General features: G+C 42.2%; 14 protein-coding genes and 1 tRNA gene. 7 read left to right on the top strand and 8 right to left on the bottom strand.

Translation table 11 applies throughout. The features are described 5' to 3' along the window. Positions 1-444: 444 nt before the first annotated feature. The 8 genes from DD657_RS01325 to DD657_RS01290 form a co-directional block, all read right to left on the bottom strand. Entirely contained in the window at positions 445-1,383 is a 939-nt protein-coding gene (locus DD657_RS01325) for a DUF1848 domain-containing protein (protein ID WP_287048126.1), read from the bottom strand. A gap of 282 nt (positions 1,384-1,665) precedes the next feature. After that, a complete protein-coding gene (locus tag DD657_RS01320) occupies positions 1,666-2,724 on the bottom strand; it encodes an NAD(P)H-dependent flavin oxidoreductase (RefSeq protein ID WP_068692228.1) in 1,059 nt (352 codons plus the stop codon). A 401-nt stretch (positions 2,725-3,125) separates the two neighbouring features. Continuing rightward, positions 3,126-3,213: transfer RNA gene (locus DD657_RS01315), tRNA-Ser, on the bottom strand. 102 nt (positions 3,214-3,315) lie between these two features. Further along, on the bottom strand, positions 3,316-3,765 hold the full coding sequence (locus tag DD657_RS01310) for a hypothetical protein (RefSeq protein WP_021988279.1): 450 nt from the start codon (positions 3,763-3,765) through the stop codon (positions 3,316-3,318). 7 nt (positions 3,766-3,772) lie between these two features. Then, positions 3,773-4,159, bottom strand: a complete 387-nt coding sequence (locus DD657_RS01305) for a hypothetical protein (RefSeq protein WP_068690565.1) — start codon at positions 4,157-4,159, stop codon at positions 3,773-3,775. Between the two features lie 25 nt (positions 4,160-4,184). Continuing rightward, positions 4,185-4,745 (bottom strand): RNA polymerase sigma factor, encoded by a 561-nt coding sequence (locus DD657_RS01300; protein ID WP_202668898.1) that lies wholly within the window; start codon positions 4,743-4,745, stop codon positions 4,185-4,187. Between the two features lie 63 nt (positions 4,746-4,808). Next, positions 4,809-5,819, bottom strand: coding sequence for a glycosyltransferase family 2 protein (locus tag DD657_RS01295; RefSeq protein WP_287048123.1), 1,011 nt, complete (start codon positions 5,817-5,819; stop codon positions 4,809-4,811). 80 nt (positions 5,820-5,899) lie between these two features. Next, a complete protein-coding gene (locus tag DD657_RS01290) occupies positions 5,900-6,778 on the bottom strand; it encodes a lysophospholipid acyltransferase family protein (RefSeq protein ID WP_287048122.1) in 879 nt (292 codons plus the stop codon). 211 nt (positions 6,779-6,989) lie between these two features. On the opposite strand from DD657_RS01290, the gene DD657_RS01285 reads away from it, so the two are divergent. The 7 genes from DD657_RS01285 to DD657_RS01255 all read left to right on the top strand — a co-directional run bounded on the left by DD657_RS01285 (position 6,990) and on the right by DD657_RS01255 (position 18,792). Beyond that, entirely contained in the window at positions 6,990-8,990 is a 2,001-nt protein-coding gene (locus DD657_RS01285; RefSeq protein ID WP_287048120.1) for a retaining alpha-galactosidase, read from the top strand. Between the two features lie 189 nt (positions 8,991-9,179). Then, complete coding sequence (locus DD657_RS01280) at positions 9,180-10,070, top strand: DUF2156 domain-containing protein (protein WP_021988273.1); 891 nt, start codon at positions 9,180-9,182, stop codon at positions 10,068-10,070. Then, positions 10,049-11,092, top strand: a complete 1,044-nt coding sequence (locus tag DD657_RS01275; RefSeq protein WP_021988272.1) for a GNAT family N-acetyltransferase — start codon at positions 10,049-10,051, stop codon at positions 11,090-11,092. The genes DD657_RS01280 and DD657_RS01275 overlap by 22 nt, the downstream gene beginning before the upstream one ends. A gap of 110 nt (positions 11,093-11,202) precedes the next feature. Next, positions 11,203-13,047 (top strand): DUF349 domain-containing protein, encoded by a 1,845-nt coding sequence (locus DD657_RS01270; protein WP_287048117.1) that lies wholly within the window; start codon positions 11,203-11,205, stop codon positions 13,045-13,047. Between the two features lie 132 nt (positions 13,048-13,179). Further along, positions 13,180-14,775 carry a CTP synthase gene (pyrG, locus tag DD657_RS01265; protein ID WP_021988270.1) on the top strand — a complete coding sequence of 532 codons (1,596 nt, stop codon included), beginning with the start codon at positions 13,180-13,182 and terminating at the stop codon, positions 14,773-14,775. 86 nt (positions 14,776-14,861) lie between these two features. After that, positions 14,862-16,721 carry a membrane protein insertase YidC gene (gene yidC / locus DD657_RS01260; protein WP_068690573.1) on the top strand — a complete coding sequence of 620 codons (1,860 nt, stop codon included), beginning with the start codon at positions 14,862-14,864 and terminating at the stop codon, positions 16,719-16,721. Positions 16,722-16,995: 274 nt separating this feature from the next. Then, a complete protein-coding gene (locus DD657_RS01255; RefSeq protein ID WP_227461774.1) occupies positions 16,996-18,792 on the top strand; it encodes a right-handed parallel beta-helix repeat-containing protein in 1,797 nt (598 codons plus the stop codon). Positions 18,793-18,839 lie beyond the last annotated feature (47 nt).

Raw genomic sequence — 18,839 nt, 5'->3', positions numbered from 1 at the left:
ATTCCACCTATATTACAATTTTCAGTCGTAAAACGGATTGTTATCAATCTTACTTTCCTGAAAGTCAAAAAACCGATTTTCCGATTTTTCTCCATATTCGTAAAATCTTATTTCTTATACCATGAATAACTGAAAATTTCACCCCTCTTAAAAACGGCCCGATATTTCATCAAAAACATCATTTATTTCATCACCTCCCCCATTTTTTATTGAAATATCGATACAAATATACTATTTTAATAATAATACCCCTATAAAATACAGGTATATTTACTTAAAAATGTATTTTTTTAAAATACACCCTTAAAAAATACGCCAAACGATCCGGATGCAAATAAAATAAAACGGACAGCTTCATTGCAGCATAAAGTAAAAAATAAATTAGAGAATTTTTAAAGGCAGATTACAGAGCGTTAAAAGATCATTCTGTAATTTTGTTCATCATCAAAATAAGGAGAGTTGATCGGTCCGAAGACTTTTTACTTCGCGTTCTTTGACGATATCTCCTTCATTCAGCCGACCGATAAGCAAAGGAGATGTTTTATCGTGTTTTGCCGAATTACGCCGGGCTGTGGCATAATTTCCTTTGATAGCATAACAATAGATACATCCGTTCAAACAGGTTTCATAAGTGCCGATATCTATACTTTCCACACAAGCACAAATATTACGCTGGTTTTTATCTTTACGGGCTATAATGGGGTATCCCGTAATTTTTTCGACAAGCCTGTTATCCACACACAATCCGGCAGAAATTCCGAAAGCCGATAAATCGACTTTCGAGGTACAGGTTTCCAGGGTTATCGCAGGATAAGCATCTATTGTCTCCCGGAATGAAACAGCCATTTGTCTGATTTCCTCAGACCATAAAGGACGTATATTGAATTTACCGACAGCAGACCGGATGTGACGATAATGATCGATAAATCCGAGCATACATTTTTCAGTATGTTCTTTCAGCAATTCCGCTGTCTCTGCAAATTTTTCCCGGTGAAATTGCACCGTATAGATCCCGTTCGTTAAAATAGGATCATAACGCCAAATCACTCTTTCCCGGCCGATCTTATCGGCAAGCCGTTTAAATATTTCGATACGTTTATGAAACCGGGGCAAATTATTCTCAAGCTCACTCCCGTAAGGATTCAAAGTAAACTGAAAATAGAATTTATAATCTTTCAATAATTCAAGATTATCGAGCATCGGAGCCGGATTCTTCGTCCAGAAAACAATACAATCCACCACAACTGGCGATAGATTAATCCGGCTGATCCGATGAACATCAAACGGATTAGGGACAAGTACATATCCTTCCTTTATCCGGTTAAAAAACCACGGTGAATAAAAGGCCGGAATATCGGTTCTTCGGCTGGCACTGATTATCATAAAACGAATTTAGCAAAAAGCCGGGCATCACGACAGGATATGTTTATAAAAAATATAAAATAATCCGAAATGTCAGAATCAGATATACCCGGGACTCAATTCATCTGCAAACACCTCAATAACAAAAAGATATCCTTAATTATCAAGAATTTACAATTGTATTCAATCCTGTTTTCCGATATGCAATAACCTTATCCAATATGTACTTGCCATTTCACGGTCAGTTATTTTACTACCACTCACCGTCAATAAAATAAGGCAAAAAAAGCATTTCCGCCATTATTAAGCCAAAGAAAAACCGGATTTCAGTTTTTCGATAACTTCTTTTACACTACTTATCTTACTGGCCAGATAGGCATTTTTCCCCGCGAAAGCATACCCTTTCGCCATGTTTCCTTTCGCCGCATTATACAGGGCTTTGATGATACAATAAGGACTTTTGGTATAATCGCATGTTTTTATACAATGAAACGGACATGAACGCGGTTTTTCTTTTCCTTCAGCCACCTTCCGGATAAATTCACCGTCAAAAGCACGTCCGGGCATACCCACCGGACTCTGGATAATACGAATATCCTTTTCTCCCGAATCAATATATACTTTCTTAAATTCAATGGAAGCATCACATTCTTCGGTCGGGACAAAAACCGACCCCATCTGTATAGCCGAAGCTCCCAAGTGTATAAATTTTGCAATATCCTCCGGTGTAGATATCCCTCCGGCTGCAATAACCGGAATATTTTTTCTGCCGGCATAGGTTTTAGCGACTTCAACCACTTCAGGTATAAGATGTTCAAGCGAATAATGCTCGTCTTCAATCTGTTCGCTTTTAAAACCGAGATGTCCTCCAGCCTTAGGTCCCTCCACAACAAGCGCATCCGGAAGATAATGGTAATTGTTTTCCCATTTTTCACAAATCACCTGTGCTGCCCGCGAAGAAGAAACAATAGGAACCAGCATCGTTTTACTGTCTTTATTCAGAAACGAGGGCAAATTGAGGGGAAGGCCGGCACCGGCAAAGATAATATCCGCTTTTTCGGCAATAGCCGTCCGCACCATATCGGAAAAATTAGAAAGGGCAACCATAATATTAACTCCTATTATCCCCTGTGTTTTTTCCCGGGCTTTATGAATTTCCTCTTTCAGTCCCAAAATACATTTCTCCAGATAATTTCCCCCGAATTGCGGATAAAGTAACCCCAAGCCGGCAGCCGAAATAACTCCGACCCCGCCTTCATTAGCAACTGCAGAGGCCAAACCGCTTAACGATACACCAACACCCATACCTCCTTGAATAATAGGTAATTTAATTTCATATTTACCAATAAAAAATGATCTCATATCTACATAATCATTGAAATTTGACATATCCCCTTTTTTTAATTCATACCATGAACCTATCGGGGCATTTATTCGCCGAACAAAGAAAGCTTATACCGGTCTAGTTCTACAATGAAAAGAATCAGAGCTAAAACTCCGAAAAAAATACACAGAAGAGAATGATCTGAATGAACTCACGTTGTTTACAGCGGTAAAGGTAGAAATATATTTACAATTTATATCCTCCGGAACCATAAAATCATTGTAAATATTAGATACCCGTCCCCCCGTTTATAGCACTCCGGAAGATAGTCTCCCGAAAAGTGTGCAAATTTTTGCCTTTGGGCTATCTGCCGGAAAGAGAAAATCCCTGCCAATCATTGATTAGCAGGGATTTTTCTTGTTTTTGGCTTAATCTTCGGCGGAGAGAGGGGGATTCGAACCCCCGGTACCCTAATCGGATACGACAGTTTAGCAAACTGTTGGTTTCAGCCACTCACCCATCTCTCCTTGATGTTCTGTGCTGAATTGCGTCCACAAAAGTAGTGCTTTAAATTAAATCAGCAAACTTTTGCATCATTTTTTTAACGATGGTCCGCAAATCTTCGCGGCTTATTTGGAAGGCTGCGAGCATTTACGCATTTTATCCAACAATTGCCTGTGAAATTTACGTTCTACCCAATCCAATTTCGCAATTTTTTTAGCCGGGATAACTTCCAGTAATTTCTGATAATATTGTTTCTTGATATCCAGCATTTGCTGTTCCGCAGCCAAAGACCCCTCGACATATTTACGTGCATCGGCTTCCGTCAGGTTTTTGGTCTCCCGCATGACCTTCGCTTTTTTACGCATCTCCATATCTTTTTCCCGGATTTTTTTAAACATCTCGTTGTATAAAGGCCAGAATGAGACAGCCTCCTGAGGTGTAAGATCCAAAGCCTGCGTAAAAAATGCAGCTTTCTGAGCCTCGAATTCATCGCGCTTTTCTTCACTCAATTTATTATTTTGCGCCCATAGTGTCGTACCCGACAACAAACCTATAATTATTAACAAATATTTCATCATCCTATTAATAAAGTTCAGCATAAATCAAATCATAACTATTCACCTCCGTTGAAAGATATTCCAATATTTCCTCGCTGGTTGGATTAAAACTACTATCCAGCTCTATATCCTCTTTCCTGTCATTTGCCTCCTGTACAACTTCCGTACTTTCCTTTTTCAGCATGCGGGAGTTATCTATAAAACGGGGCAGGACAATCTGCACCACAAACAGGGCCAATAAAAATATGGCAGCCAAACCGATATAAGGCTTTAGTATATGTACAAAACTTGTCCGCCGGGGCTTTTTCTCCTCTTTAACCCGTTCCATCACCTGATCCGTCAAATGATCGAAGTATCCATCCGGAACCGAGAAAGGATTTTTCTTTTTATATTTATCGTCAAAGTTTTCCATTGCTCCAAATTTTAAGGTTGAACCATCAGAAACAGTTATCGGCTATTCGCATACTTTCTTCTATTTTTTTCACGGCATTGTGATACGTCGCTTTCAATGTTCCTACCGCAACATCCAATACCTCTGCAATATCTTCATACGTCATATCGTCAAAATACTTCATATTGAATATCAAGCGTTGGCGGTCCGTCAATTTTAAAATAGCCCGTTGCAATTCTGCCTGAATTTCGTCTCCGCAAAACCAAGGGTCACTCTCAAGCGTATTCTCCAATACATCCGTAATTTCAGACGAATTTCCAAATACTTTCCGCCGCTTTTCATTCAGAAAATTAATCGCTTCATTCGTCGCAATCCGGTACATCCAGGTATACAATTTCGCTTCATACCTAAATTCTTTCAATCCCTGCCATACTTTTACAAAAACATTCTGTAGAATATCGTTGCAATCTTCATGACTGAGCACAATTTTCCGGATATGCCAATAAAGCTTTTCCTTATACTCATCTACAAGCAAGCGAAAGGCTTCTTCCTTTTTATTCTTAAGATGAAAAAGTTCTATAATCTCCTTGTCCTCCATGCCGGAAATTTTATTCTATTCTCTTTATATTGACAAATATCTGATCGAAAGGTTTACTTTCCACATTATTTTTTATCTCCACCCTTGTTGCAAATCCGAAAAACGACGCATTTTCCTGATAAAATAAGCATACACAATACTTTTTTTATAGATACACTTATCTTTCCGGTTTCCCGTTCCTTCAGTATATTCTTTTTTCAATTTACGAAAAGCCCGGTAAGCCTTCCACACAGAACGGGCATTGGCCCATTGTCCTTTTAACAAAAAAAGTGCAAACGCCGCCGAATCCAGTAAACGGCGCCACCATATAACCCGCCGCCAATTCGCAGCATCCAGATTTTTATACATCATCAGTAAATTGTTACGATAATTCAGAAACAATTTACGCGGGTGATTCATCGGTAAAGACCCCCCTCCCAAATGATAAACCACAGATTCAGGTTCAACTTTCAAAGTATACCCCCTATTACGCAAACGCCAGCAAAGGTCGATTTCTTCCATGTGGGCAAAAAAACGCTCATCCAAGCCACCACAGGTTAAATAGACGTCCCGGCGGATACAAAGAGCCGCCCCGGTACACCAAAATACTTCAGCCACGTCATCATATTGCCCTTCATCCTTCTCCGTCGTATCCAATATACGTCCGCGGCAAAAAGGAAATCCCCACTTATCGATATACCCGCCGCAGGCCCCTGCATATTCAAACCGTTTCTTTTCCTTCCAGGCAAGTACTTTAGGCTGGACGGCCGCAAGTCCGGAGTCTCCGTCCAAAAGAGCTATCATGGGTTCTAACCATCCCGGAGCCACCTCTACGTCACTATTCAACAAAACGACATACTCTTCTTCCACCTGTGCAATCGCCCGGTTATATCCGCCGGCAAAACCGTAATTTTCAGAGAACCGAATGACATCCACATCCGGAAATCCGTCAGCTAGTAACGCCAATGAATCATCCGTAGAGCAGTTATCGGCAACGACAACCCGTCCCAAGGCCGGATTCGTATTCCGGATAACAGACGGCAAATATTCTCCCAGCAAATGCCGGCCGTTCCAATTTAAAATAATTACCGCTACCCGTGCCATATATTCAAGATTTGAAAATTCGGAGATTTAAAAGTTGAAAATGTGAATTCTGCAGGAAAATACTCCGGAACAATTTACCATCAGCGATTTACATTCCGCTTGTGTTTCCATCGGCGATGGGACCACAGCCAATATTCAGGGGCTTCCTGTATCTGCTGTTCCAACAGGCGCATATGCATCCGAGTCAATTCCCCGGGTTGCAGTTTTACAGGTTCTTCACACAAATTCACGAAATCGACCTCATAATATCCCCGTTTCACCCTCCTCATGCGTAAAGAAATAACCGGAAGATTAAATTTCGTCGCAATCCGTTCTGTTCCTTCCAATACCGGCGTATCCTGATGCAAAAACTCCATCCAAAAATTCAGATTACCGCTATCGGGAGTCTGATCTCCGATAAAACCGGCCAAAAACAAATGTCCCTGCTGACAATCCCGGGCCAGCCGTCTGAATACCTCCTTCTTCGGAACCGGCTTCGCCCCGAAACGGGAGCGGACACGTATCATCAGGCGATTCATCACCTTATCATGAAGCGGTTTGTATAAGGTATAAAAATCAACATCTCCTTTCATCCATAACGAAAAAGACGCCATCCATTCCCAGTTTCCATAATGTCCCAATACTCCTATCACACTTTTTCCGGCATCGAAATAACGCTGTAATATTTCGACATGCTTGAATACACAACGGCGGCGGATCGCCCGTTCCGACATATGCCAGGGCTTATACATTTCTACGAAAAAATCACACAGATTGCGGTAAAAGCGCCGCTCGATTCTCCGCAATTCAGCTTCATTTTTTTCCGGAAAAGAATTACGCAGATTAACCCACACCACTTCCCGGCGATATCTTACAACATAGTATATAATATAATACAAGACATCCGAAAGCAAGTACAATAACCACAACGGCAAAAAACTTACCAGCCAGATCAGGCCATATAAAATATAAGAGAGCATAAGTTTCATTTCAGCTATCAAAGATAAAGCCTTTCCTACTCATATCCAAATACGGACTTATTTTGCCCGGAAAACGGTAAAATTTTGATTTATCCTGATTTTTACATTAATTTGCATAAGGAAATTTACAAATTTCAATCAGCGAAGTGTGCTTTAACCACTTAACATCCGGTTAAAATTTCCAATTCAGAATTCATAAAAACGACTATTTATGAAAATTATACTTTCTTTTCTCTTATTCGTTGGAATCGTTTCAACGCAGGCGCAAAAGCGGGAACAGATCACTTCCCCCGACGGACGGTTGCAATTAACCGTAGAAATCGGAAATATTATTACCTGGAGTGTAAAGACCGGAGACCAAACCATTATTGCTCCGTCTCCCCTGTCTGTCACGCTGGGGAACGGAGAAATCTGGGGACAAAATGCCCGCATACAGAAAACAAGCAAACAAACTGCCGACAACATCATCACAGCCCCTTTTTATAAAAAAAATCAAGTTGCCGACATTTACAATCAGTTGACATTGACATTCAAAGGCAACTGGGGATTGGTATTCAGGGTCTACGACGACGGCGTCGCCTACCGCTTCCGGAATCTGGCAGACAAGGCTTTTACAATTGTGAATGAAGAAGCCGCTTTTTGCTTTGATAAAGATTACAATACCATTGTACCTTATGTAAAAGCCCGCCATGACAAAGAGAAATCGTTCGAAACTCAATTTTTCAATTCCTTTGAAAATACATATACTCACACCTCTATTTCCCGGTTAAACAAAGATAAACTGATGTTCCTGCCCCTTGTCGTAGAACTGGAACAGAACCGAAAAGTATTGATCACAGAGGCGGATCTCGAAAGTTACCCCGGACTATATCTCAACAGCGGGCAAAAAGAACGTGCCCTGACCGGCGTATTTGCCCCCTACCCCAAGACGGTTGTACAAGGCGGTCACAATATGTTGCAAGGACTGGTTACAGCCCGGGAACCGTACATGGCAAAAGTAGAGGGAAAACGCGATTTCCCCTGGAGAATTGCAGTCATTTCCACCGACGATAAGCAACTGGCAGACTGCGACATGGTGTATCGTCTGGCCTCACCTTCCCGCATCGGAGACATCACCTGGATCAAACCGGGAAAAGTGGCCTGGGACTGGTGGAACGACTGGAATATCGACGGCGTGGATTTCAAAGCCGGCATCAACAACGACACCTATAAATATTACATCGACTTTGCTTCCCGCAACGGTATCGAATATGTGATTCTGGACGAAGGCTGGGCGGTAAACAAACAGGCCGATCTGTTGCAAGTCATACCGGAAATAAACATCCGGGAACTGGTCAATTATGCCATGGACAGAGAAGTCGGCATTATCCTTTGGGCCGGTTACGAAGCTTTCCGCAAAGATATGGAGAATGTATGCAGACATTATGCCAATATAGGTGTAAAAGGATTTAAAGTTGACTTTATGGACCGGGACGACCAGCAAGTCGTTGATTTTGTGTATGAAGCGGCAGCGACGGCAGCCCGTTATAATTTAGTATTGGATTTACACGGCATTTATAAACCGACGGGCTTACAACGCACTTATCCGAATGTGCTCAACAATGAAGGTGTATTCGGCCTGGAAAATGCCAAATGGGCTCCGGCTTCTACAGACCTTGTGACATACGACGTTACTATTCCGTTTATTCGCATGGCGGCCGGCCCGATGGACTACACACAAGGAGCTATGCGGAATGCAGCTAAAGGTGCTTATGCGCCGGTATATTCCGAACCGATGAGTCAGGGTACACGCTGCCGTCAGTTAGCGACCTACATTATTTTTGAATCCCCTTTGAATATGTTGTGTGACAATCCCAGCAACTACCTCCGTGAAAAAGAATCCCTGGAATTTATCGCCGGCATACCCGTTATCTGGGACGAAACACGTGTTCTGGAAGGGAAAATCGGAGAATACGTAACCATTGCCCGGCGTAAAGGTGCAAACTGGTATATCGGAGGCCTGACCAACTGGACCCCCCGGGAAACGACGCTCGATCTCAATTTCTTAGGCAACGATAAATATCAGGCTATCCTCTTTAAAGACGGTATAAATGCAGACCGTAGCGGAAGAGACTACAAGCGGGAGGAATTCGAATTGACAACGGATAAGCAAGTTGTCATACAGGAAGCTCCGGGAGGCGGATTTGCCTTGGTACTGAAGAAAACCGAATAGGATTTAAAATTTACGATCGTTTTTTCGGAACAGGGAGAATTGGAAGTCCGGTCTAAATTCTACAATTCAATCGTTGAATTTATTTCGTTTGCGTAAAAAAATATATTTCTTTTCACAGAACTAAACCTAAAATCAGATAATTTCGTATTATCGAACGAAAAGAATGTTTATTTTTCTGCACACATATATATGATTGATTTTAAACCAATTACCCTAAAAGATAAAAACCTCATTACTTCATATACGCTGACTTACGCTCCACAGGATTGTGATTTTTCATTTGCTAATTTGTGCGCGTGGCATTTCAGTAATGACAGTAGCTTCGCCGAGGTTGAAAATTGTCTGGTCATCCGTTTTCGTATGGAAGACAACCGAGTCATTTACCTAATGCCTATCGGACAAGGTAACATCATGCATGTCATCGACCTGTTGGAACGGGAAGCTTCAGCAGAAGGTCAGCCTTTACGATTGCAAGGTCCTTATCCGGACACCCGGGATAAACTCGAAAAATACTATCCGACACTTTTCGAATATGATATACACCGGGATTATGCCGATTACATCTATAGCCGCTCGGCATTAGCGGAATTGAAAGGGAAATATTACCAACCCAAGAGAAACCATGTCAACAAATTTGTAAAAGAGCACGTATATCGTTATACAATGCTGACACCGGAGATGCTACCTCAATGTCTCGAACTTGAATCCCGCTGGTGCATGGAGCACGACTACGTCGTACAGGCAAGCATGAAAGCCGAACGCCGGGCATTGACCTATAACATCCATCACTATGAAGAACTAGGACTTTTGGGCGGAGCGATATGGGTCGGTGATAAAATGCTTGCCTTCACCTTCGGCTCTCCAGTCAATGAAACCACATTTGCAACACATGTTGAAAAAGCCACGATGAAAATAGACGGTACATACAGCATCATCAATAAAGAATTTGCCGCCCATCTTCCGGAGCAATATCTCTATATCAACCGGGAAGAAGACCTCGGGCTTCCGGGGTTACGTCAGGCAAAACTCTCATACCATCCTGACATATTATTGGAAAAATGCATAGCGATAAAAAAATAGAAACACTCAAAGAAGGTACGATTAACCTTTGGCGCATTTGCTTCAATGACACGGAGGAATTTATCCGTTTTTATTTCGAACGGAAATACAAGGATGAAAATACAATCGGTATTGAAGAAAACGGACAAATCGTTTCCGTCCTGCAAATGCTTCCTTATACAATGACCTGGAATCAGCAAGAAGTTCCGGTTTCTTATATTTCCGGGGCATCGACACATCCCGATGCCCGTAATAAAGGATTGATGCAAAAGCTGCTGACGGAAGCGTTTTTCACCATGAAAAACCGGAAATTCATTTTCAGCATACTGATTCCCCAGGAGGATTGGTTATACGACTATTACAGCCAGGCGGGTTATGCTCCGGTGTTCCGGTACACATCCGAAAATTATTATTTACCCGTCTACCATAAGCATCCTGCCGTAACTGCACTGACCGCTGCACAAACGCTCGCACAACGCCAGGAATTATACAAGTATTTCAACCGGAATATGCTACGTCGTCCCAATTGCGTACAGCATTCCTCCGAAGACTTCGATATCATTCTGGAAGACTTATACCTTTCAGGCGGAAGCTTACTGGTATTCCGGCATCCTTCGGGACAACCGGGTGGAATGGCTTTCACTCTTCCCACCACGGATAATATCCGGATCAACGAATTGCTGTATGATTCCGAAGAAGAGAAAAGTGCTCTGTTGAATACAGCGGCCGGAATATGGCATACGAATGAGATCAGCTGTAAAGTGCCGGCACGTTCCGGACACAGCAGCCGCAGAGGAATGGCACGGATCATCGACGCCCGCCAAGTACTCGGTATCTATGCGGCCAATCATCCCCATCAATCTGTCCTGCTTTTTTTATCCGACAAGCAGCTTCCTTTTAACAACGGATATTACCGGTTGAAAAACGGTCAGGTTTTCCGGACGGGCGCAGGCGTACAACGTCCTGATCTATCATTGGATATACAGGAACTAACCCAACTTGTTTTCCATTATCCGGCCTATATCAGCCTGATGCTGGATTAGTTCGTTTAAAACCATTTTTGACTTTTTCGGGTCAAATATTGTCTTTCTCATAGAATTTAACTAATTTCGTATGTTAATATAATAGTGAATTCTAACACGGCATACAAACTATGGAGCAAGACAACACGTTACTGAACGAAGAATTGAACAATACTTCCGAAGTACCAGCAAACGAAACGGAAAGCAATGTTCCGGAACAATTATCGTCAGAAACCGCAGAATCTCCGGATAAACCTGAAATCCCGAATGTAGATTTCACGTTATTGAGTACCCAGGAGATTGTTTCTGAATTACAAAAACTGATAGAGCAATACGCTCCGGGGCAAATAAAGACCGATCATCTTCCGGACATATTCGAGAAGCAGTATCAGAAAGAATTCGATCAGGCATTGGCAGACTTTACCGCCGACGGGACTCCTGCCACCGATTTCAAATACAAAAATGATGCCAAGGAGAAATTTTACAACCTCTGTAAAAGTCTGAAAGACAAAAAGGTGGCAATGGCTAAACAAACAGAGGCTGAACGGGAAAAGAATCTGGAGATCAAACTTCAGCTAATCGAAGAATTGAAGGAACTCGTTCAAAAAGAGGAAGCTCTCAATAAAACATTCCAGGAATTCAAAGACATACAGGAACGCTGGCGGAATACCGGGCTTGTTCCTCAAGGCCAGGTAAATAACTTACTTGAAACCTACCATCATCACGTAGAAAATTTCTACAATTACATCAAGATCAATAAAGAATTACGGGATCTGGATTTAAAGAAAAATCTGGATGCCAAAATCAAACTCTGCGAAGAAGCAGAACAACTGATTGAGAAAAACGACATAAACGAAGCATTCAAACAATTACAGTTTTTGCATGCCCAATGGAAAGAGATCGGTCCGATCCCCAAAGAACAGCAAGAACCTATCTGGGAGCGTTTTAAAACGGCCACCGGCAAAATCAATGAAAGCTACCACAATTTTTTCGAGACCTTAAAGCAAGAACAGGAAAATAACCTGAAAGTAAAAGAAGAAATCTGTGAAAAAGCAGCGGTTATTGCTGCTGCCGAATACAACGGAATTGCCGAATGGAATAACGGAGCCAAAGCGTTGCTTGATTTACAGGAAGAATGGAAACATTCCGGAACGGTTCCCCAAAAAGAACGCAACCGGATATTCAAAACTTTCCGGGCCTCCTGTGACGAATTTTTCAATCGCAAACGGGAATTTTACAAGCAAATGCTGGTTGACCAGGAAAAAAACCTGGAATTGAAAATCAAACTATGTGAAAAAGTAGAGGCTATCCAGGACAGCACGGAGTGGAAGACCACCACGGACAGAATTATTTCTTATCAAAAAGAATGGAAGAAAATCGGACCAGCACCCCGCAAATATTCCAATAAAGTCTGGATGCGCTTCCGGGCAGCCTGTGACACTTTCTTCAACAATAAAAAGGCTCATTTTAAAGATATCGATTCCGAACAGGAAAAAAATATGGAACTGAAAAAAGCCTTGCTGGAAGAAGTAAAACAATTTACATTGTCCGAAAATACGGAAGCAAACATTCAAAAGCTGAAAGACTTCCAGACCCGCTGGAATGAAATCGGTTATGTTCCGATCAAATTCAAAGATTCCCTCCAGGATGAATTCAGGAATGCCATCAACACGTATTTCGATAAAATGAACCTGGACGAATTCGATAAAAATCTGGAAAAATACAGGGCGAAAATCAATGCACTGGATACAGATGAAAACAAAGAATTCAAAATCATCAATGAACGGGAGAAATTAGTTATAAAAATCAGACAGTTGGAAACAGATATCAATACCTGGGAAAACAACATCGGGTTCATAGCAAAATCCAATAAATCGGAAGGCTTGATCCGGGAGCTGAAAAATAAAATCGAAAAGACAAAACAACGCCTGGCTTTATTACAGGAAAAATTAAAAGCCCTCGATACATTGATTTAAAACACAATAAATGTGAAAATGCAGAGTTTACCCTCTGCATTTTTCGTTCATTTTCCCGCCCTTCTTTTCACTTTTCACTTTTAAATTTATTACCTTTGTCACTTTGATTGAAAAGACTAAAAATTCTGAATCGTGTCAACAAAGTATGTATTCGTTACCGGAGGTGTAGCCTCCTCGTTAGGAAAAGGTATTATCGCCTCCTCTCTGGCAAAATTGCTTCAGGCAAGGGGATATAAAGTAGCTAATCAAAAACTGGATCCATATATTAATATCGACCCAGGTACCCTCAATCCTTACGAACACGGAGAATGCTATGTCACGAACGATGGCGCTGAAACCGACCTGGATCTCGGACATTACGAACGTTTTACCGGCTGTCCGACCTCGCAGGCAAACAACATTACTACGGGAAGGATCTACCAAAACGTCATCAACAAAGAGAGAAGGGGGGATTACCTGGGAAAAACCGTTCAGATCGTACCCCACGTTACCGACGAAATCAAACGAAACATCAAATTATTGGGCAGCAAAGGTGAATACGACGTTGTCATTACCGAAATCGGCGGCACGGTCGGCGACATCGAATCTTTACCTTTTCTCGAAGCAGTTCGCCAGCTCAGATGGGAACTGGGAGAAAAATCGGTATTGATTCATTTGACACTGGTGCCCTACCTGTCCGCTTCCGGCGAATTAAAAACCAAACCGACACAACATTCTGTAAAATCGCTGTTGGAAATCGGAGTACAACCCGATATTCTGGTACTGCGTACGGAGCACAAGTTAAACAGTGATCTCAAACGGAAGGTCGCTTTATTCTGTAATGTACAACCGGAAGCCGTCATCGAATCGATAGATGTTTCTACGATCTATGAAGTGCCGATTAAGATGGAAGAGGAAAAACTGGATGAGATTGTTCTCGAAAAACTGGACCTTCCTCTTAACAGTGAGCCGGATCTCGATTCCTGGAAAAAATTCTTGTATAAATTAAAGAACTACCGTCAGGAAGTACAAATCGGTCTGGTCGGTAAATACGTAGAATTACACGATGCCTATAAATCCATTTCAGAGGCTTTTATTCATGCCGGAGCCGTCAATGACTGCAAAGTAAATATCCATTGGATTCACAGTGAAGCCCTGAATGAAGCAAATGTTGAAGCAACACTGAAAGATCTGCACGGAATTTTGGTTGCTCCCGGTTTCGGCCACCGGGGTATTAACGGCAAGCTGACAGCTATTCACTATGCCCGGACCAACAATATCCCTTTCTTCGGTATTTGCCTGGGCATGCAAATGGCAGTCATTGAATTTGCCCGCAATGTACTGAATCTGGAAGGTGCCGATTCGACCGAGATAGCGGCAAAAACCAAATATCCGGTAATCGATCTTATGGACAGCCAGAAAGATATAACGGAAAAAGGGGGAACGATGCGGCTCGGGGCTTACAAATGCGAACTGAAAGAAGGTTCTAAGGCTTATGAAGCTTACGGACAGAAAACCATTGAAGAAAGACATCGTCACCGTTACGAATTTAACAATGAATATAAAGAAGCTTTCGAAAAAGCAGGAATGATCACAACCGGCATCAATCCGGACACCGGACTGACGGAAATTATAGAAATACCCGGCCATAAATGGTTCGTCGGAACACAGTTTCATCCGGAATACAAGAGTACGGTCATCAAACCGCATCCTTTGTTTGTAGCCTTTATAAAAGCTTGTATATCTTAATACACCAGAGACCAGGAGTATTTACGGATTATTTTCCGCGTAAAGCTCCGATTTCTTTAACATAAAAATTTATAGACCCTTTAAATATGGATAAAAACACCATTTTCGGCTTAGTGCTTATTTTTTTAATCCTTATCGGATTTTCATATTTAACTCGTCCGAGTGAAGCAGAGCTTCAACGTGCCCAGGAGCAACGGGATTCCATCGCCCGCGTAGAAGCAGCAAGAGCGGCACAGGTTGCCGAGCAGGAAAAGAAAGATTTCGAATTGGCCCGGCAAAACGATTCGTTACCCCAAAATCAGAATACAGTCTTTGTACAAGATAGTCTGACGGAAAAAATCATTACTCTGGAAAATGCCAAAATCCGGCTCCAGATCAGTACCCTGGGAGGGCGCATCGTAAATGTGGATTTAAAAGACTACTGCACCCACGATTCCCTGCCGCTTATTTTATGGAACGAAAACAAAAGTACGTTCGGCCTGAATTTTTACGCCCGCAACAAACAGGTCAATACCGAAAAATATCTGTTTCAGCCCAATACAACTGAGTCCGTGCTCTACGCCGAAAACGGAGAACAGACATTATCGCTGAAACTCTATTCCGAGGACAATAAATACGTCGAATTTTTATATAAACTGGCTCCGGACAGTTATATGGCCGACTTCAGTATCCTCACCCACAATATGAATGATGTCATTGCTTCCAATTCTTCTTTCCTGACTCTATTCTGGGGAGCCGATATGCCGCAATTGGAAAAAAGCAAGGATTTTGAAAACCGCTATACCGGAGTGTATTATGATTTCTTAAGCGACGATGTAGAAAACATGTCCATGACATCCGATGAAAAAGAAACGTTGACCAATAAAATTAAATGGGTGGCATTCAAACAACAGTTTTTTACATCGGTATTGATCGCAGGCGAGTCGTTTACCGACGTCAGTTTATCTACCCAGATAAGCAATGAACCCGGTTATCTGAAAAAAGTATACGCAGAGATTCCTCTGGTTTACGAAGGAAAAGCCAACGAAGCTTACAATATGAAATTTTTCTTCGGTCCGAATTCATTTCCTGTTTTAAAAGAATACGGTGCCGACATAGAATTACCTAAACTCGTAAACCTGGGATGGAAATGGGTGGCTTGGTTCAACCAATATGTTGTGATTCCTCTTTTCGGCTTTTTGGAAAATCATGTAACGACCAACTACGGTTTGATCATTCTATTATTGACGTTGATCATTAAGCTGGTACTTTTCCCTTTAACCTACAAATCCTATTTGTCACAGGCCAAAATGCGGGTACTGAAACCACAAATCGACGAAATCAATAAAAAATTCCCCAAAGAAAAAGCACTGGAACGCCAAAAAGCAACAATGGCCTTGTATAAAAAAGCCGGTGTAAATCCGATGGGAGGCTGTTTGCCGATGCTGTTGCAAATGCCGATTCTTATCGCCCTGTTCTGGTTCTTCCCCGGTGCAATAGAACTCCGGCAAAAAAGTTTCCTATGGGCCACCGACCTGGCTTCCTATGACTCCATCGCCACTCTGCCGTTCACCATACCGTTCTATGGTAATCATGTCAGTTTATTCTGCCTGTTGATGACAGCTACCAATATCATCTACATGATTATGAATAAGAAAAACCAGCCGCAAAACGATCAGTTGAAAGGCATGCAGACTATGATGTACCTCATGCCGATTATGTTCCTGTTTATTTTCAACAGCTACTCCTCCGGCTTGAGTTATTACTATTTCGTTGCCACGCTGATTACGATCATCCAGACATGGGTTATCCAGCGTTATGTAAACGATGAGAAATTGTTGCGGCAGATCGAATTGGCAAAATCCAAACCGGTAAAAAAATCCAAATTCCAGGAACGTCTGGAACAAATGCAACGGATGCAGGAACAACGCGCCAGAGAACAACAACAAAAGAAGAAAAAGAATTAAGAAATTTAGCTGAATATCCTAAACGGAGGAGTAAATAAAATTTTACTTCTCCGTTTTCTATTTTACTTCTAGCGGTTTCTCCTATTTAAAATAATTAAATCCCCTGGAGATACCTGAATTATCTTTCCAATAGCCAAATTCGTTTCGGAATATATATTATCCAAGAAAACCGTTATCTTTGTCCATTATTTTATAAAGTGGCAGTGTGATTCTGATTTTTTAATTTAAACTAGTGGATATGAGAAAAAAATACTTACTGACAAGTATTCTGTTCATGTGTGTCGTTTTCCTAGCTACAGGTAAAAGCAAAGTATACAACATGGCCGATTTCGGTTTAAAAGCCAACAGCGGTGAAAATGCTTCCCCCCTATTGGTCCAAGCGATTGAAACCATAAAAGGCGAATACCACGAAGGGGATCGGATTACCCTTATTTTTCCGGCCGGAAGATATGATTTCCACGAAGCGGGAGCCAGCCGGCGCGAATATTATATTTCCAACCACGACCAGGTGAACCCGAAAATTGTCGGAATTGCTTTGGAAAATTTAAAACATGTCACCATCGACGGTCAGCATTCCGAATTTGTCTTTCACGGACGTATGATTCCTCTTTCGCTGCTGAATTCGGAAAACTGTACACTGAAAAATTTCAGTATCGATTTTGAAAACCCCCACATTGCCCAAATCAAAGTGCTAAAAAATGATCCGCAGGAAGGGATCACATTTGAAGTAGCCCCGTGGGTAAAATACCGTATCGGAGAAGAAGGTTATTTCGAAACGACGGGAGAAGGCTGGGTAGCCCGTCAATCTACGGGAATTGCTTTTGAAGCCGAAAGCCGCCACATCGTATACAATACAAGCGATTTATTCTATAACACACAGGGAGCTCAGGAAGTAGCGCCCCGTACAATTCTGGCTCCGCAATGGAAAGACAAACGCCTCATACCGGGAACTGTCATTGCTATGCGCACCTGGTATCGCCCGACTCCGGGACTGTTTCTTTCCCACAACCGAAATACCCGTTTGCAAAATGTAAAAGTACATTATGCAGAAGGCATGGGCCTATTGGCCCAATTGTGCGAAAACATCACTTTAGACGGTTTCAGCGTATGCCTGAAAGGGGAAAACGATCCCCGTTACTTCACCACCCAGGCCGATGCGACCCATTTTTCCGGATGCAAAGGTAAAATCATCTCCAAAAACGGACTGTATGAAGGTATGATGGACGACGCCATCAACATACACGGGACCTACCTGAAAGTGATCCGGCGCTTGGACAATAACACATTGGTAGGGAGATACATGCACGACCAAGCCTGGGGATTCGAATGGGGACGGCCGGGCGACGCCGTTCAATTCGTCAACTCGTCTACCATGGAGTTAGTCGGGAACGGCAACAAAATCAAAACGATTCATCCGTATGACAAAAAGGAGATAACCGGTGCCCGGGAATACCTGATCCAATTCGAACATCCCATAGATACGGCCATCAATGCCCGAACCGGTTGCGGAATAGAAAACCTTGAATGGACTCCGGAAGTTGTTTTCAGCAATAACACAGTCCGTAACAACAGAGCCCGGGGTGCCTTATTCAGTACACCGAAAAAGACCATCGTCGAAAACAATACGTTCGACCATACTTCCGGCACCGCCATTCTGCTCTGCGGCGACTGTAACGGCTGGTTTGAAACCGGAGCCTGCCGGGAAGTCATCATCCGCAATAACCGGTTTATCAACGCATTGACGAATATGTTCCAGTTCACCAATGCAATCATCTCCATCTATCCGGAAATTCCGGATCTGAAAGCCCAAAAATTATACTTCCACGGAGGTCCGGGTAAAGGTGTCATTATCGAAAACAACTTTTTCGAGACTTTCGACCAACCGGTCGTATATGCCAAATCTCTGGACGGATTTGTCTTTCGTAAAAATACGATCCGGCAGAATCAGGAATATCCGGCCTTCCATTGGAACAAAAAACGCTTTCTTTTTGAACGGGTCAAAAACATAGATATCCGTCATAATAAATTCGACGGCGGATTCGATTATCGGCGGGACGTTACTGAAAAATAAAGAAAACCGGGTTGTACTGATATGATATGATATGCCCCCAAAAAGTT

Source organism: Culturomica sp. (genome assembly GCF_003524185.1).
In the GTDB taxonomy this organism is placed as follows: domain Bacteria; phylum Bacteroidota; class Bacteroidia; order Bacteroidales; family Marinifilaceae; genus Culturomica; species Culturomica massiliensis.
The sequence above is the reverse complement of the archived record's forward strand: the minus strand, read 5'-3'. Positions and strand labels throughout refer to the sequence as shown.

Bases quoted from the DNA above. Each gene is read 5' to 3' on its own strand.
- DD657_RS01325 (WP_287048126.1), bottom strand. From the start codon at position 1,383: ATGATAATCAGTGCCAGCCGAAGAACCGATATTCCGGCCTTTTATTCA.
- DD657_RS01320 (WP_068692228.1), bottom strand. From the start codon at position 2,724: ATGAGATCATTTTTTATTGGTAAATATGAAATTAAATTACCTATTATT.
- DD657_RS01310 (WP_021988279.1), bottom strand. From the start codon at position 3,765: ATGAAATATTTGTTAATAATTATAGGTTTGTTGTCGGGTACGACACTA.
- DD657_RS01305 (WP_068690565.1), bottom strand. From the start codon at position 4,159: ATGGAAAACTTTGACGATAAATATAAAAAGAAAAATCCTTTCTCGGTT.
- DD657_RS01295 (WP_287048123.1), bottom strand. From the start codon at position 5,819: ATGGCACGGGTAGCGGTAATTATTTTAAATTGGAACGGCCGGCATTTG.
- DD657_RS01290 (WP_287048122.1), bottom strand. From the start codon at position 6,778: ATGCTCTCTTATATTTTATATGGCCTGATCTGGCTGGTAAGTTTTTTG.
- DD657_RS01285 (WP_287048120.1), top strand. From the start codon at position 6,990: ATGAAAATTATACTTTCTTTTCTCTTATTCGTTGGAATCGTTTCAACG.
- DD657_RS01280 (WP_021988273.1), top strand. From the start codon at position 9,180: ATGATTGATTTTAAACCAATTACCCTAAAAGATAAAAACCTCATTACT.
- DD657_RS01275 (WP_021988272.1), top strand. From the start codon at position 10,049: ATGCATAGCGATAAAAAAATAGAAACACTCAAAGAAGGTACGATTAAC.
- DD657_RS01270 (WP_287048117.1), top strand. From the start codon at position 11,203: ATGGAGCAAGACAACACGTTACTGAACGAAGAATTGAACAATACTTCC.
- yidC (WP_068690573.1), top strand. From the start codon at position 14,862: ATGGATAAAAACACCATTTTCGGCTTAGTGCTTATTTTTTTAATCCTT.
- DD657_RS01255 (WP_227461774.1), top strand. From the start codon at position 16,996: ATGTGTGTCGTTTTCCTAGCTACAGGTAAAAGCAAAGTATACAACATG.